This window comes from Flagellimonas alvinocaridis, from assembly GCF_004916895.1.
In the GTDB taxonomy this organism is placed as follows: Bacteria; Bacteroidota; Bacteroidia; order Flavobacteriales; family Flavobacteriaceae; genus Flagellimonas; species Flagellimonas alvinocaridis.
Map to the genome: position 1 here is coordinate 107,874 of NZ_SNTZ01000002.1, position 15,950 is coordinate 123,823.

Annotated in this window: 17 protein-coding genes; 8 read left to right on the forward strand and 9 right to left on the reverse strand. The window is 43.2% G+C overall.

Annotated elements, in window-relative coordinates:
- Positions 1-2: 2 nt before the first annotated feature.
- Positions 3-425: a VOC family protein gene (locus EZV76_RS05765; protein ID WP_136565653.1), complete on the reverse strand. Its 423-nt coding sequence runs from the start codon at positions 423-425 to the stop codon at positions 3-5.
- 32 nt (positions 426-457) lie between these two features.
- Positions 458-1,297, reverse strand: a complete 840-nt coding sequence (locus EZV76_RS05770; protein ID WP_136565654.1) for an alpha/beta hydrolase — start codon at positions 1,295-1,297, stop codon at positions 458-460.
- Positions 1,298-1,389: 92 nt separating this feature from the next.
- Between EZV76_RS05770 and EZV76_RS05775 the strand changes: the two genes are divergently transcribed.
- Positions 1,390-1,818 (forward strand): winged helix-turn-helix transcriptional regulator, encoded by a 429-nt coding sequence (locus EZV76_RS05775; RefSeq protein ID WP_136565655.1) that lies wholly within the window; start codon positions 1,390-1,392, stop codon positions 1,816-1,818.
- A gap of 11 nt (positions 1,819-1,829) precedes the next feature.
- Here the strand turns inward: EZV76_RS05775 and EZV76_RS05780 are convergent, their stop codons facing one another.
- The 3 genes from EZV76_RS05780 to EZV76_RS05790 form a co-directional block, all read right to left on the reverse strand.
- Positions 1,830-2,375 carry a hypothetical protein gene (locus EZV76_RS05780; RefSeq protein ID WP_136565656.1) on the reverse strand — a complete coding sequence of 182 codons (546 nt, stop codon included), beginning with the start codon at positions 2,373-2,375 and terminating at the stop codon, positions 1,830-1,832.
- A 6-nt stretch (positions 2,376-2,381) separates the two neighbouring features.
- Positions 2,382-3,893, reverse strand: coding sequence for a helicase HerA-like domain-containing protein (locus tag EZV76_RS05785; RefSeq protein ID WP_136565657.1), 1,512 nt, complete (start codon positions 3,891-3,893; stop codon positions 2,382-2,384).
- A gap of 124 nt (positions 3,894-4,017) precedes the next feature.
- A complete protein-coding gene (locus EZV76_RS05790) occupies positions 4,018-4,701 on the reverse strand; it encodes a DUF4386 domain-containing protein (protein ID WP_136565658.1) in 684 nt (227 codons plus the stop codon).
- Positions 4,702-4,792: 91 nt separating this feature from the next.
- Here EZV76_RS05790 and EZV76_RS05795 point away from each other — a divergent pair, with 91 nt between their 5' ends.
- Positions 4,793-5,425, forward strand: a complete 633-nt coding sequence (locus tag EZV76_RS05795) for a 7-carboxy-7-deazaguanine synthase QueE (RefSeq protein WP_136565659.1) — start codon at positions 4,793-4,795, stop codon at positions 5,423-5,425.
- 12 nt (positions 5,426-5,437) lie between these two features.
- Here the strand turns inward: EZV76_RS05795 and EZV76_RS05800 are convergent, their stop codons facing one another.
- Together EZV76_RS05800 and EZV76_RS05805 are read right to left on the reverse strand one after the other, a co-directional pair.
- The gene (locus EZV76_RS05800) at positions 5,438-6,265 is read right to left on the reverse strand and encodes a hypothetical protein (protein WP_136565660.1); all 828 of its coding nucleotides are present in this window, start codon (positions 6,263-6,265) and stop codon (positions 5,438-5,440) included.
- A gap of 43 nt (positions 6,266-6,308) precedes the next feature.
- The gene (locus EZV76_RS05805) at positions 6,309-7,016 is read right to left on the reverse strand and encodes a class I SAM-dependent methyltransferase (RefSeq protein WP_136565661.1); all 708 of its coding nucleotides are present in this window, start codon (positions 7,014-7,016) and stop codon (positions 6,309-6,311) included.
- Between the two features lie 73 nt (positions 7,017-7,089).
- Here EZV76_RS05805 and EZV76_RS05810 point away from each other — a divergent pair, with 73 nt between their 5' ends.
- Both EZV76_RS05810 and EZV76_RS05815 read left to right on the forward strand, forming a co-directional pair.
- Positions 7,090-7,584: a YkgJ family cysteine cluster protein gene (locus EZV76_RS05810; RefSeq protein ID WP_136565662.1), complete on the forward strand. Its 495-nt coding sequence runs from the start codon at positions 7,090-7,092 to the stop codon at positions 7,582-7,584.
- A gap of 22 nt (positions 7,585-7,606) precedes the next feature.
- Positions 7,607-8,437 carry a sterol desaturase family protein gene (locus EZV76_RS05815; RefSeq protein WP_136565663.1) on the forward strand — a complete coding sequence of 277 codons (831 nt, stop codon included), beginning with the start codon at positions 7,607-7,609 and terminating at the stop codon, positions 8,435-8,437.
- On the opposite strand, the gene EZV76_RS05820 is transcribed toward EZV76_RS05815, so the two are convergent.
- Positions 8,434-9,660, reverse strand: a complete 1,227-nt coding sequence (locus EZV76_RS05820) for an exo-beta-N-acetylmuramidase NamZ family protein (protein WP_136565664.1) — start codon at positions 9,658-9,660, stop codon at positions 8,434-8,436. The genes EZV76_RS05815 and EZV76_RS05820 overlap by 4 nt on opposite strands.
- Positions 9,661-9,663: 3 nt before the next feature.
- Here EZV76_RS05820 and EZV76_RS05825 point away from each other — a divergent pair, with 3 nt between their 5' ends.
- From EZV76_RS05825 to EZV76_RS05840, 4 genes are all read left to right on the forward strand, one after another.
- Positions 9,664-10,905 carry an ABC transporter permease gene (locus EZV76_RS05825; protein ID WP_136565665.1) on the forward strand — a complete coding sequence of 414 codons (1,242 nt, stop codon included), beginning with the start codon at positions 9,664-9,666 and terminating at the stop codon, positions 10,903-10,905.
- Positions 10,906-10,977: 72 nt separating this feature from the next.
- Positions 10,978-11,958: a PLP-dependent cysteine synthase family protein gene (locus EZV76_RS05830; RefSeq protein WP_136565962.1), complete on the forward strand. Its 981-nt coding sequence runs from the start codon at positions 10,978-10,980 to the stop codon at positions 11,956-11,958.
- Between the two features lie 32 nt (positions 11,959-11,990).
- A complete protein-coding gene (locus EZV76_RS05835) occupies positions 11,991-13,286 on the forward strand; it encodes a M20/M25/M40 family metallo-hydrolase (RefSeq protein WP_136565666.1) in 1,296 nt (431 codons plus the stop codon).
- 2 nt (positions 13,287-13,288) lie between these two features.
- Positions 13,289-14,062, forward strand: coding sequence for an aldose epimerase family protein (locus tag EZV76_RS05840; RefSeq protein WP_136565667.1), 774 nt, complete (start codon positions 13,289-13,291; stop codon positions 14,060-14,062).
- A 487-nt stretch (positions 14,063-14,549) separates the two neighbouring features.
- On the opposite strand, the gene EZV76_RS05845 is transcribed toward EZV76_RS05840, so the two are convergent.
- A complete protein-coding gene (locus EZV76_RS05845; protein ID WP_136565668.1) occupies positions 14,550-15,911 on the reverse strand; it encodes an exonuclease domain-containing protein in 1,362 nt (453 codons plus the stop codon).
- Positions 15,912-15,950: the final 39 nt, after the last annotated feature.

Consider the following 15,950-nt stretch of genomic DNA (forward strand, 5'->3'; position numbering starts at 1 on the left):
TTCTATTTGGCGAACAATTGGTCCATATCCTTAAAAGCTTTAAATTCAAGGGCGTTTCCGGCAGGGTCTAAAAAGAACATGGTGGCCTGTTCCCCAACTTCGCCTTTAAAACGGATATAGGGTTCGATGACAAATTCAACTCCTTTTTTCTTCAAGTTTTCAGAAAAAGACTCAAAAGTTTCCCAAGGTAGTACCACACCATAATGTGGCACGGGAACGTTTTTACCATCTACAGGATTGGTGTGGAGCGTTTCTTCAGATTTTGGTTTGTAATGAATCACCAATTGATGCCCGAATAGGTTAAAATCTACCCAATGATCACTACTGCGACCTTCTTCGCATTCTAGGATGTCCCTATAAAAAGTTCGGCATTCATCTAAATTGTGAACGGGAATGGCAACATGGAAGGGAGTAATCTGCTTCATGATGATTTTTTAGGAAATTTAAGATTTCTCCCCTAGGCATCCAAAAAATCTATGATTTGATTGTTTACGTCATCTTGATGCATGGAGTGTCCCAAGCCTTCAGTACTTACCAAAGTGCTGCCTGACCATTGGGCATGGACTTCTTTTGACGCTTTGTACGGAGCTATTGCATCGTGTACATCGTGGAACAATAATCCTTTTTTTGTGTTGGATTGGGCAAATTTGGATGTGGAAAATTCCCGTATTTGGAATCCAAACCGATCAAGGATGTAATTGTCCAAAGATTTCATGACACGGTCGTTGAATTTTAATATGTTTTGAAAATGACCCATGATTTCATGGAACTCGGAAGGGGACCCAATGGTGATAATCTTCTCAACCTTTGGATTTGGATTTTTGTATTCATTGTACATCAATGTCATACCGCCAACGGAATGCCCAATGAGGTGTTTAGGATTGTATTTGTTCACCATGTGGTGCACAGCCTGTTCGTAGAGAGGTACATAGAGCAACTTACCCGAAGAATATCCGTGGGAGGGGGCATCAAAAGCAATGATGTTAAAATTGGCTTCCCGGAGTTTTTTGATGAGATTTCTCCAGCGAAAGGTATTGCTCTCCCATCCATGGACCAACAATACGGTTTCTTTGTCACCGGGCCAATGATAGGATTGTAATTGATGTCCGGCTACTTCTTCAACCTCGTGTTTTGCATCTTTCAAATATTCTTCCTGCTGGGGTTGTACCCTTCCTTTCCGAACGGTGCAAAACAAACAGAAAGCTCTGTGCGCTGCTTTTTTTGGGGCTACCAGCGTATAGACGTTAAAATATTGTCCGTAGGCCAATGGAGCTATTTTATTCAACAGTTTTTTCATATCGGTTACTTTTTGTAACTTACTCTTATTTAGAAACTAAAATTACATATTCATTTTTAAAGAAAAAAGAAGTCACCAAACCCCAACTAAGTATGGAAACAGAAACTATTACTGAAAATCAGAAAGTTAGCATGGCAAAAAAGTTGGAAAAAATGTTCGGGCATATAGATTATAAAAACCCACCTGAACTATGCCCTGTCAGAGATGTTATGTCAGTAGCCTCGGACCAATGGAGTGCCCTGATTCTTCTTTGGTTGGGTTACTTTCCAGTTTTGCGATTTAACAAGCTTAAGAAGTTTGTTTATGGTATTTCCAATAAGGTACTGAGTCAACGGTTGAAAGTATTGGAGGCCGATGGGTACATTTCTCGAAATGCTTATGCTGAAGTCCCCATTAGGGTTGAATACAGCCTTACCGAGTTTGGGCAATCCTATGTTGAAAAATTACTGGAACTGACCGAATGGATGCAGACCAACAGTCCAAAAGTAATTGCCAATCGGGAACGCTATGGTCTAATCTAAAAAACCTAAGATTACTCCCAACCGAGCATCAAGTATTTTATTTTAGCCTCATGCGGAATCTGGACAGCTTCTATATCTGTCCTCGTGAATCGTAGATCAGCAGGCAATTCTTCCTTATCAATGGTAAAATACAGGTTGCTTTCTTTTGGAAAGATGACAATGCTGGACAGAGTCGTCACAATTTTTTTTATAGGATATTGCTTTTGAATATCCCCAAACGTGCTTTTTAGACTAATGCCTTTCTCGGTTTTGTAGCGGGAATCCATGATACGCACATTGGTTATCGTTGGGATGCTATCGGTATTTGGGGTGAGCGTTAACAAATGTTGTCCTCCCTTCTCAAAAATTTCCACTTTCGTATTGTTTGCCCCAATTTGAGCCATGGCAGTATCCCTTACAATGGAGTCTGCAGCAAAAAGGGCATCCAAATCAGAGGTTGGTGTGGACTTTGCCAATGGCCCCACACTATTTTCGGTGATAAGAAAAGTGGTTTCTTTTTCACAAGATAAAAATACCAAAGCACCAAGGATGCTCAAGGTGCACAACGCTTTTTTCATAAAATTTTATCGGATTACTTTTTTTAATACTCCCAGGACTCCCCTTATGAACGTGGCACTGGTAAGTACTTTTACCACTGGGTTCATCCTTGTACTTCGTCTGGTTGAAGAGGATTTTCTTGAAGTAGTTTTTTCTTCTTTTTCCTTTTCGGCCTCTTGTTCGGCCTTTTCAATTTTCTCGTTAAGGATTTCGTAGGCACTTTCCCTATCGATTTCCTCATTGTATTTTTTGATCAATCTGGATTTGCCTAAAACGTCTTTGAGCTCGGCATCCGTTAGAATATCCATTCGGCTCATGGGTGCGCGCATCATGGTGGCGGCCAAAGGGGTGGGCCGCCCCTTTTCGTCCAATGCAGAGACCAAGGCTTCCCCGGTTCCCAATGAGGTGAGGACTTCAGCCGTATCATAAAACTCCGAAATGGGATAGTTTTGTGCGGTGAGTTTTATGGCCTTTCTATCTTTGGCGGTAAATGCACGTAGGGCATGCTGTACTTTAAGGCCTAACTGGGCAAGTACATCATCGGGTACATCGGTGGGGTTTTGGGTTACAAAATAAAGCCCTATGCCCTTGGAGCGAATCAATTTTACAATACTTTCTATCTGGTCCAACAGTGCTTTGGAGGCATTATCAAATATTAAGTGGGCTTCATCAATAAAAAGGACCAACTCAGGTCTTTCGCTATCACCCTGTTCAGGAAAAGTGGAATATATTTCGGCCAATAGGCTCAACATAAATGTTGAAAACAATTTAGGTCGGTCTTGGATATCTGTTAGTCTGATGATGTTTACATAACCTCTGCCATTTTCATCAATGCGCACCAAATCTTCAACATCAAAGGATTTCTCACCAAAGAAAAGGTCGGCGCCCTGTTGCTCCAATTCTATGATTTTGCGAAGAATGGTTCCTGTGGAACTGGTAGAAATACGTCCGTAGGCTTTCTGGAACTCCTCTTTACCTTCTCCTGTAGCATATTGAAGGACTTTTTTAAAATCCTTTAGATCCAATAAGGGTAGTTTATTATCGTCGCAATATTTAAAGACCACGGCCACGATTCCTTCTTGTGTGACCGAAAGATCTAAGATTCTGGACAATAAAACGGGTCCAAACTCTGAGACAGTAGCCCGAAGACGAACTCCGTCCTGCTCAGAAAGTGACAATATTTCAACGGGAAATCCCTTTGCTTCAAATGGGAGTCCAATTTTTTCATGGCGCTCATCAATTTTTGGATGGCCAGGACTGGGTTGGGCAATTCCACTAAGGTCACCTTTAAGGTCCATAAGCAACACTGGGATGCCTTTATCCGATAGGTTTTCAGCAAGCACTTGTAGGGTTTTGGTCTTGCCCGTTCCTGTTGCCCCGGCAATAAGGCCATGGCGGTTAAGGGTTTTTAAGGGAATTTTGATATAGGCATTGGTAATGGTCTCGCCGCCCAACATACCTGCTCCAACGGTAATGTAATCCCCTTTGGTGGTGTAACCTTGTTCTATAAGGCCAAAGAATTTTTCTTTGTTGTCCATCGCGATGAATTTGCGATAAAAATAGGGGAATTTTAAGCAAAACAGAAAACCGCATTAAGAAACCTTCTTTACGGGAAGCTAGAGAGGCAGACATGCAGGGCCATCATACTTTGAAACGGTAAGCTCAGACTTCTTTTGGTTTTTCCTTGGCCCCAAAAATGACCAGCCAAAGGCAGGTTCCAATCTCCCCAATACTGGCGGGGATGGTCATGTACCCTGATAAAGCAAAATCCGAGTAATTGGGAAAAGCGATCTTTCCCAAAAAATCCAAGTAATATCCAAGACTGCCCACCATCAAAAAAATACCGAGCAACTTGGGAAGGTAACCTGATTTAAAAACTAAATATCCAAAAGGAAAAAGCCATAGGGCCCAAAAATTTTGACCTAAGAGGTTTCCGTCGCCATATTGTCCCAAATGGAACAGAATCTGTTCTGGAATGGGCCAAGATGGATTTTCAGGAGCATGAATCAATGACAGAACGGCAAATTTATGCAAAAGGATGCTAAAGAAAATAGGGACGGTAGGCAGGGCCAGGGCCACCATGGCCACAGAAAAAGTTTTGTTCACGGTATGAAAGAGCTTGTATAGCACCAATGGCAATAATAGAAAAGCAGTAAAACTGATGGTTTCCGCCACCATGCCAAGCCGAAACAAACTTTCGGAATTCTGAATGTTCTCCAAAGTTTGTTGGGCGTTCTTCCATTCAATAAGTTGAGAAGGGACATACAATAGGGAAAAAATTCCAGCAAGGACCACTATTAAATATAGAAATCCGGCCAAACGGGCAGTACTTTTATGGGTTTTCACGGTAAAGGTTTAGAGGTAAGACGATTAAAAAGAAAAGTTGTTACAGTTTCATATGATGTGTGTTAAGTCTATTTAACTGTATCTTTGCGCCATGGTAAAGAACAATGTTATGGATTTGGTGGACAAGGGTTTGATGCTTCCCTTGATGGAAGAGTTTTATACCATTCAGGGTGAAGGCTTCCATAAAGGAACCGCAGCATATTTTATAAGGGTAGGAGGCTGTGATGTTGGATGTCATTGGTGCGATGTTAAGGAAAGCTGGAATGCTGAGACCCATCCCCCCACGGCAATTGATCAAATTGTGGACAACGCCGAAAAATATTCCAATACCATTGTGGTTACAGGGGGTGAGCCTTTGACTTGGGATATGGGGCCGTTGACCACTGGCTTAAAGTCCAGAAATTTACAAACCCATATTGAAACTTCCGGTGCATATCCTTTGACAGGTGTTTGGGACTGGATTTGTCTATCACCAAAAAAGAACAAGCTGCCTGAGGACGAAATCTACAAAAGGGCAGATGAGCTTAAAATTATAGTGTACAACAAGCACGATTTTATCTTTGCCGAGGAGCAGGCCGCCAAGGTTAAGGGGGATTGTATCTTGTATTTACAGCCAGAATGGAGTGTCCGGGAAAAGATGGTTCCTCTTATTGTGGATTATGTGATGCAACATCCCAAATGGAAGGTTTCCTTGCAAACACACAAGTACTTAAACATCCCTTAAGGTAAGATATTATTATCGCCCCCCGTTAGATTGAAGGTCCAAGATGCACTCAGCATCCAATTGCGGGATTGCAGTCAAACCTTTGGAAACATTACTCCGCATCATTTTGGCCAAGGAACCTCCAAACTGTAGTTCGGCACGCATAAGACAACCTTCCCCATTGCAATGGTTGTTGCCTATTTCGCCCTCTTCCTCGTCAATTTCGGTATCCTCATGGTCTGCATTGACAGGGGTGGTGCCAAGATTTACAAGGCCCAATAAGTGTCCAAATTCGTGGTTTAGGGTAGCTGCCTCTACATCAGCAACAGAAATGAGTGTGCTGTTCCCCACCAGTTCACGTATAGTAGCCTCGTAGATGACCATGGACGTATTTCTATACACAGCTCCAAGGGTCACCAAACCTTCACTTTCATCATCATTTTCAGAAGGGGCATCCGCAAAATAAATATAGATGGCCAATGTGGTTCCATTGTTATAAGCTGTTCTATGTTCACTTTCCAATTTGGCTATCTCTTCGTTGGTAAGGGTCTCTTCATTGGGAGAGGTAAGTGCTTGATAACTGAACTCCACACTTTCCTTAAAGGTCCGCGCCCTTAAAAATTCCTCAAAAGTGGCTATGGCCTCTGCAGTAGGACGAAAACCCGAAACAAAGCCTATTTCAATCAAAAGTTTGTCATAGTTGGAATTGGACAATAGATCATTGGCCGATGCACCAGTAGCCAATAAATTTGAGGTTTTGTTTACTCCATTGGGACCAGTCTCATTGTTTTCAGCATCTTTGGAACAACCCAAGAATAAAAACAATACCGAGAAAAAATAATAGGTGATTCTCTTCTTCATAATGGTGAATATAAGATAAAACGTACTATATCAGGTTCTAGTATCATTTTTTGGTTAGCCTTGCCAGATAATCATAGTGTTCGCCAGAACTTACCAATTCACATACCAAACCATTGCTTAGACATGCATTGAACAACGTATTGTAGTCTAGGTAAAGCCACTCAAAAGGAATACTCTTTTGTTTTTTATATTCTAATGTAAAAGTGACTTCTCCATAATATTTGCCACTATCGGGAATCCAATATCCCCCATCCTCATCTTGGTCAAACATATAAATGATGTCACTTGAATCCAACAGTATCTGACCATTGGGCCGCAATAATGAGGCCAAATGCTGTAAAAAGGAACTCAAATTGTCCAAGGTCCCTGCCAGACCTATGCCGTTCATCAATAAAAGTAGTGTGTCAAAAGAGTCTCCCTTAAAATCTTCGATGGAACTATTTACTGTTGATTTTAACCCTCTTTCTTTACAAACTGTAATGACCCCCGCGGAGCTGTCCAGTCCAGTAACATCCATACCTTTCTTTTGAAGATATAGTGAATGTACTCCTGCACAACAACCAATATCCAAGACTCTGCCCTTGGCCAATGCAAGCGCCTTTCGCTCCAAAATGGGCATTTGGTCATAATCCCGGAACAAATACGGCAGTGGAATACTGTCTTTTTCATCCAAGGAAGAATAGGTGGTGATGTCCTCAGTATACTTTCCTTGATGATAATCCTGCAATGCTTTTCCAAAAACATCAGCCATATTGGGGTTTCTTTGGTGCAAAGGTGTGACAATAATTGCAGACTAAGGTTTAAAATGGATAAGTTTGTGTGTTATGATTGATGATCTTGAAGAACTTCCCCAAAAGGCTAGGGAAAAACATACGGAGAACAAAAAGTTTTTCGCAAAATTAAAGAAGAGAGTACCCAAGGATTTGGACTATGTTATGCAGCAATTGCATGTGGAGGAATTTGAGCGAACAGATTGCCTTACCTGTGCCAACTGCTGTAAAACTACAGGCCCTCTTTTCACCAATACGGACATAGAGCGCATTGCCAAGCATTTTAGAATGCGGCCTTCCCAGTTTATTGATCAATACCTTAGGGTCGATGAGGAAAATGATTATGTTTTGCAGGAAGTACCCTGTGCTTTTTTAGGAGCGGACAACTATTGCTCCATTTACGATGTCCGGCCCAAGGCATGCCGTGAATTTCCACACACGGACCGAAAAAAGTTTCAACAAATCAGTAATCTTACCTTGAAGAATGTGGCCATTTGTCCGGCTGCCTTCAATATTGTGGAAGAAATGAAAAGGCGTATCAAGCTTTGATGATTTTTCATATCTTGGGAATATGGAACAGTTAATGGCCTATTTTGAAACCATCCCTTCTTGGCATCGAAGCCTTATTTTGGTGGGTGGAATTACCTTTTTCTGGATTTTGGAGGGCATTATGCCCCTTTTTAGCGTACCGTATAAAAAATGGCGGCACTCCGTTCCCAATTTTTTCTTTACCATGACCACCATTTTGGTGAACTTTCCTTTGGCTTTTTTACTCCTGAAAACTTCGGATTGGGCCGTGACCAATAATTTTGGAATCATCAATTGGCTTCCGGAGATGCCCTTATGGCTCTATGTGGCACTTGGGGTCATGTTCATGGATTTGATCGGTGCCTACACCGCCCATTGGGTGGAGCATAAGGTAAAGCCACTTTGGATGGTCCATTTGGTGCACCATTCGGACCATAATGTAGATACCACTACGGCCAACAGACACCATCCTTTGGAAAGTTTGATTCGGTATACATTCACCTTAATCGGAGTTTTTGTTGTTGGCGCTCCCATTGGCATCATCATGTTGTACCAAAGCTTATCCGTGGTGCTTTCGCAGTTCAACCATGCCAATATTAGACTGCCCAAAAAAGTAGATTCAATCATTAGCTGGGTCATCGTGAGCCCGGATATGCACAAAGTGCACCATCACTACAAATTGCCTTACACCGATTCCAACTACGGAAATATTTTCTCCATTTGGGACCGTTTGTTCGGCACCTATATGACCATGGACACCGACCAAATTGTGTATGGCGTGGATACCTTCCCGAATGAAAAGGAGAACAGTAGTATTAAAGGATTGCTAAAGCAACCTTTTCATAAATACAGGCGACCTACTACTGAAGGTTAATCGTAAATCAAATATTTTTCCCGGATTTTTTTGAAAGCGGTAAGGTCATCTTGCCATGTGGCCTTGATTTCAGCTTCGGAGAGGCCTTGCTCAATTTGCTGTTGAAGTAAAGGTGTACCTGCATGTTTGGTAAACCCACTGGTAAGGAAAAACTTGGATTTGTCCAATGTATTGTTGTAAGCATCCATGACCCATTGCACGGAAACCTCGTTCATCCGTTCCATTTTGGAAAGGTCTTTTCCATAACAGGTTTTTCCATCTTCCTTAGGGGTTTTGGACCCAAAATTGGGGGCCGGAACATAGCTGAAATCATATTTGGTACTGTCCATAAAAGAAGCTCCATACCGTTGAAATTGGAATTCCGTTCCCCTGCCTGCATTGACGTTGGTGCCCTCAAAAAGTCCTAAACTGGGGTATAGGGTAATGGCCACATCGCTAGGAAGGTTGGGGGAAGGCCGTATAGGGAGGTGGTAATCGGACTCGTGGGTATAGTTTTCAAGGGTGATAACGGTTAAATCGGCCTTTCTTCCACCTTCCAGCCAATTTTCCCCGTTCAACATTTGAGCGTATTCCCCTATGGTCATTCCATATACTAGCGGAATGGGATTAAGGCCCAAATAGCTTTTGTGTTCTTTCATCAGGGTAGGCCCATCAACGTAATGTCCGTTGGGATTGGGTCTATCCAGTACAATGATGGGGGTGTTGTGTTCAGCGCAGGCTTCCATTACCAGTTGTAGGGTGGCAATATAGGTGTAGAACCTGACTCCCACATCCTGGATGTCAAAAACCATTACATCCAATTGGTCCAATTGCTCTTTGGAAGGCTTTCTGTTTTTGCCATACAGGGAAATAATGGGAAGCCCGGTCTTGGCATCGACCCCGTCCGTGACATGTTCACCGGCATCCGCCTCACCCCTAAATCCGTGTTCGGGGGCAAAGGCTTGTTTTACATCAACCCCAAGTGAAAGTAAGGAATCCACCAAATGGGTGTGCCCTTTATCATTGAAGACCACACTGGTTTGGTTGGCCACGACCCCTACCTTTTTGCCTTGGAGCAAAGGCAGGTAAACTTCCGTTCTATTGGCAGCTACCTTGATTTCCGGGACAGGCTCCGTTTGAACCGTTGCGACTTCGGAATTCTCTTTTTTTTGCTGTTCCCTACAGGAGGAAAGCACCAAAACCAACAATAAAACTGTACTTTTGAAAATGGATAAAATGGGCATTCGTTGAATTTAGAATTGTTTATTACTAAGCGCCTGATCACAGGGAAAGAAGATAAAATTAGCATTTCTGCCCCTATAATAAAAATTGCCATTGCCGCAATTGCCATTGGCGTGGTCATGATGCTCATTGCTTTGGCTACTGGCGTTGGATTGAAACGCAAGATACGGGAAAAGGTGGCGGCATTCAATGGTCATATCCAAATTTCCAATTACGACAACAATATTTCGGAGGTTTCCCTTTCACCCATACCACTCCAGCAGGATTTTTACCCCGAGTTCAAGAATGTGGAAGGGGTAAGGCATGTGCAGGCCGTGGCTACCAAAGGAGGTATCATCCGTACCGAGGATACCTTTGAGGGAATGTTGGCCAAGGGTGTGGGCAAGGATTACGATTGGTCGGTTTTTGCAGAATATATTGTAGATGGCAGGTTACCTAATTTTACTGGAAAGCTTAATGAGGAAGCCTTGGTCTCGAGGACCATGGCCAATCGCCTGCAACTGAAAGTGGGTGACTCCTTCTTTTCTTTTTTCTTGAAGGATGGGGATGCCAATCAAGTACCCAACAACAGAAAGTTTGAAGTTGTTGGAATTTATGACAGCGGTTTTGAAGAGTTCGATGCCACCTACGTTTTTGTGGATATCCGGCACATCCAACGCATGAACAAATGGGATGGGGATCAAATTGGCAATTTTGAGGTCTTTCTCGAAGATTTTGATCAACTAGAAGAAAAGAGTAACGAAATTTATGGAAAAACGCTTTCCAGTTTGGACACCCAAAACATAAAGGTCAAATACTATCGCATTTTTGAATGGATTGGACTTTTTGACTTTAACATCGCCCTAATCATAGGCATTATGATCATCGTGGGCGGAATAAACATGATCACGGCCCTTTTGGTACTGATTTTGGAGCGTACCCAAATGATCGGGATTCTAAAGGCATTGGGATCCGCCAACTGGAGCATCCGAAAAGTGTTTTTGTACAATGCCGCCTATTTAATCACCATTGGATTGTTATGGGGCAATGTGATCGGACTCGGTGTTTTGTTCCTTCAGAACAAATACCGCATGTTCAAGTTTCCCAATCCCGAAGAGTACTATATCGACTACATTCCTGTGTATATGGACGGATCTATGGTTGTATTGTTGAATTTGGGGGTTATGGCATTGTGTCTGCTGATGCTGTTGGTTCCCTCATACATCATCACCAAGATTACTCCAGTAAAAGCCATTAAGTTCGAGTAAGGCAGCCTATTTTTTTGCAACTAAAGGTGCAAAGTGCGAAGGACTATCCAAAAACCTATCTTTGTGTTGACTATGGATTATGCAAACAACATTCTTGAAACTATTGGAAATACCCCTTTGGTGAAACTGAACACGTTGGTGTCGGAATTGCCCTGTCTGGTCTTGGCCAAATACGAGACCTTTAATCCCGGAAATTCAGTCAAAGATCGTATGGCCCTCCAGATGGTGGAAGATGCCGAGGCTTCTGGAATCTTGAAACCTGGCGGGACCATCATTGAAGGTACTTCTGGGAATACGGGAATGGGGTTGGCCATGGCCGCAGTCATAAAAGGGTATAAAATGATCTGTGTGATCAGCGATAAGCAATCCAAGGAGAAGATAGATATCCTTAAGGCCATGGGTAGTGAAGTACACGTTTGCCCAACAGATGTGGCCCCCGAAGATCCTCGAAGCTATTATTCTACAGCAAAGCGCCTGTCCACCGAAATTCCTAATTCGTGGTATGTGAATCAGTATGACAACCCGAGTAATACAAAGGCTCATTATTTAACCACCGGACCTGAAATCTGGAAACAGACCAATGGCAAGATCACCCATTTTGTGGTGGGCGTGGGAACAGGAGGTACCATTTCAGGAGTGGGGAAATACCTCAAGGAACAAAACCCAGATATCAAGGTTTGGGGGGTGGATACCTATGGTTCGGTCTTTAAAAAATACCACGAGACCGGCATTTTTGATGAGAACGAAATCTATCCATACATTACCGAAGGGATAGGGGAGGATATCCTTCCCAAGAATGTGGATTTTGACATTATTGACGGTTTCACCAAGGTAACGGACAAGGACGCGGCCATATACACCCGTCGTTTAGCTCGCGAAGAAGGGATGTTTTTGGGCAATTCTGCCGGAGCAGCCATCAAAGGAGTACTGCAATTACAGGAACACTTTACCAAAGATGACGTGGTAGTGGTGCTCTTCCATGATCATGGAAGTAGGTATGTGGGCAAAATGTTCAATGACGATTGGATGCGCGAAAAAGGGTTTATCGAGTAAAAATTGATAAATTCGGGGCAAAACATCATATTATGTGGCTCAAGCATCTAATAACCTCAATTGCCCTTATCGTAACATGTTCAATCACTGCACAAAAACTTTCCCGAACCGAAAAGAAGATTGTTTCTTCCATAGAAAAGAATAATTCCGAGGCCATTCAGTTTTTAGAAAAGGTGGTAAACATTAACAGTGGTACTTTAAATGCCGAAGGGGTCAAGGAAGTAGGTATGGTTTTTAAGGATGCCTTTGATGCCATTGATTTTCAGACCCAATGGATAGAAATGCCCAATGATATGGACAGGGGCGGCCATCTATTTGCCGAAACCTCGGGCAAAAAGGGCAAAAAATTACTCCTTGTTGGGCATTTAGATACGGTTTTTGAGGAAGATAGCCCCTTTCAGACCTTTGAAATGGTAAACGATAGTATTGCTCATGCCCCCGGTGGCAACGATATGAAAGGAGGCGATGTCATAGTGCTGTATGCCCTCAAAGCCTTGCAGGAAAACGGTCTGTTGAAAGATGCCCAAATCATTGTTGCTTTTACAGGAGATGAAGAAAGTACTGGGAAACCCCTGTCCGTCAGTAGAAAGGATTTAGTGGAGGCAGCCAAGCGAAGCGATATCGCCCTTGGTTTTGAAACGTCCACAGGGTTTAACTATGCCACTGTGGCCAGAAGAGGTGCTTCGGGATGGGCTTTGGAAGTAGAGGGAAAGCGAGCCCATTCGTCCGGAATCTTCAATGAAGATGTGGGTGCTGGCGCCATTTTTGAAATCTCACGTATTCTACACCAATTTTATACCGATGTGAAAGGAGAGGACCTCCTTACTTTTAACCCTGGGACCCTTTTGGGTGGAACCTTTGTTAATTTTGATGCTTCCACAAGCAAAGGTGATGTTTTTGGAAAAACCAATGTAGTGGCTCAAAAGGCCATGGTGAGGGGTGGACTCCGATTCATTTCAGAAGAACAGAAAGAACGCGCCCGAAACAAAATGCGCGAAATTGTGGAGCAAAACCTGCCGCATACTTCGGCAACCATCAATTTTACAGATAGTTACCCCGCCATGAAACCCACTGAGGGCAATATGCAATTGCTAAATACACTGAACCAAGTAAGCTTGGATTTAAAACAAGGCGAAGTATTGGCCTATGACCCGGGAAGAAGGGGTGCAGCCGATGTGTCCTTCGTGGCCGAATATGTGGATTGTCTGGATGGTCTGGGTACCATGGGCACAGGAGCCCACACCCCCGAGGAAACCGTCAATCTTAACACCATTGAAGCCTTGACCAAGCGCACTGCCATCCTTATTTATCGATTGATAAACCAATAATCATGGTCCAGCTTAAAAGTAAAAGTGCCACCGTAGATATAGATGCAGGTGAATTGGTAAGTTTTTTGGTGGACGGCCATGAGCTCATCCATCAAAAGGGAAGCCCTGGTTGGCGTAATGCAGATACCGAAATGTTTCCCATAATTGGGCCGGTAAATGAAGCGGGCTATCATGTTCAGGTGCCGAGGGGAAATGCTGTTCAGGATCAGCATGGATTGCTTCGGGAATTGGAATACCAGCTGATTTCCCAAGCAGGGGATGCTGCGGTTTTTGTCAAAAAGTATCAAGCGGGTACCCCCGTAAACAATTCAAAATATCCAGAAAAATCCCCCAAACCCCGACTTATGTGGCCCTATGGATTTGGGTTTGAAAAATCCTTTTTATTGAAAGGGAACACTTTGGAGATATCCTTTATCATTTCCGGGGAAAGGGATATGCCGTTTATGTTGGGCTATCACCCTGCATTTAAACTGTACACAAAGACTCCTACGCTGGTTGCAAATGAAAGGGAGATTTCCTTGGATGAGGTATTGGATGTGGGAAGTAGGGCATATCAGGTAAAGGACTGTACCCGAATTACACTCAAAGATGAGCATGAGTTGACCATAGAGACGGAGGGCTTTGGCCAGTTCATGTGTTGGACGGAAGTAAGGAACATGATCTGCATTGAACCCATTTCGTTTTACCCGTATTCGGTAAATCAACGGGAACTTTACTTGGGGTTCCAACATTTAAAAGATACTGATGCAGTCTTTAAGGTCCGCATAACAGCTTGAGGTACTTTACCTATTAACTATGGTATCATTTCGAGGGAGCCTGCGACCGAGAAATCTCTTTTCCATCTTAGATTTCTCCCATGCGGTCGAAATGACCAAGGAAAACAAGCTGTCATTTCGAAATGAGTCCCGACAGAAAGCGAGACGATTGAGAAATCTCTTTTCCGTCTTCAGATTTCTCACTCCAGATTTCTCATGTGCACTCGAAATGAAGGTAAGAGCATACAGGCTTATTCGTGCAATCCGTGTCCACCTACTATACTGCGATGCTGAAACCCGTTCAGCATGACGGTTGAGACAATAACTTAAATCGTGTAGTCCTTGTTCCCATGTCATTTCGAGGGAGCTTGCGACCGAGAAATCTCTTCCCATCTTAGATTTCTCCCATACGGTCGAAATGACCAAGGAAAACAAGCCGTCATTCCGCACCTGATGCGGAATCCACCGCAATGCCTTTGTGAATATTCGTGAAATTCGTGTCAACTCCTTACAACACAAAAGACTCCAACTTGGGTAACAAAGCCTCCACAATACGTTGCGTTTCCAAAGTGTGTTTCTGTGGAATAATGTGTGCCTCAATATCTTCCAAAGAAGATACCTCCAGCTCTTGGTCAATAAAACCATACCCTTTATACACCCCTTCTGCAATGAGAACCACCGCGCTTTCCTCTGGATTTCTACCTTTCTCCTTGATGACCCTCACCTCAGATTCCAAGGATTTGGTTTCCAGAATGGCGTTTTTCACTTTTTGGTTGTAATCATCGATGGATTCCTCACCCCGACATATTCCCTCGCAACTGGTAATCTCATGATGGGAACAGGCTGATTGCGTTTGTTGCAGATGGCAATACTTGGGGCATAATGCAAAATTTTTGCACATTTCATGCAAATAGGCCCTACAATCGGTTTGGTTATAAAAAACTTTTATGGGGTTTGGTGCCCCTTTCAAGGAATTATAGGCTAAATGGGTAATCCCATTTCTATCCTCGTACTGAAAAATGGCGTATTGCCTAACCGTTCGTTTTTGGGCCCGGTTGTACAAGGGGAACAAACGTTTAATTTCCGCCGATTCCATAAGTAGTGCCACTAATTCACTGCCCGAAAGTTTAAAATCGATATCGGCCGTTTCACTACAGAGCTGGATTTCCTTGGCACTTTTATCATAAAAATGGCCGAGTACCCTTTTTTTCAAGTTGATGGCCTTTCCCACATAAATGATTTCCCCATTTTGGTTTTTAAAGTAGTAGATGCCCGGTTGGGCCGGGATCTTATTAAAAACCGATTTGGGCAAATGGGGTGGCAAAGTGGCCTCTTGGCTTCGAGCATTGAGAAATTTTTGGAACACAAGTTCCGAATTGGGGGTGTTCAATAGTTTTTGAAACAACAGGGTGGTAGCATGGGCATCGCCTCGTGCGCGGTGTCGGTCCGTTAACGGAATTTGAATCGCGGAGCAGAGTTTTCCCAAGCTGTAGGATCGCAATCCGGGAATGAGTTTTCGGGATAAGCGTACTGTGCACAGCTTTTTTCGGGTAAAGTCCATCCCTATGCTCCGAAACTCCTCTTTAATCACCCCGTAATCAAAATTCACGGCATGGGCCACAAAGATGCAGTCTTGCGTCAGGGCCAGAACCTTTTCTGCAATTTCAGGGAAAGTGGGAGCATTTTGCACCATCTGGTCATCAATTCCCGTAAGTCCGGTGATAAAATACGGAATGGGGCATTGCGGATTCACCAAGGAAGTGAATTCCTCCACAATCTGGGTACCATCAAACTTAAAAATGGCAATTTCGGTGATTTTGTTCCCCTTGATTCCGTTCCCAGTGGTCTCTATGTCGATGATGGTATACAACTTCGCAAAAGTTCGAGCATTAAAGTTAGAACTTTTTTA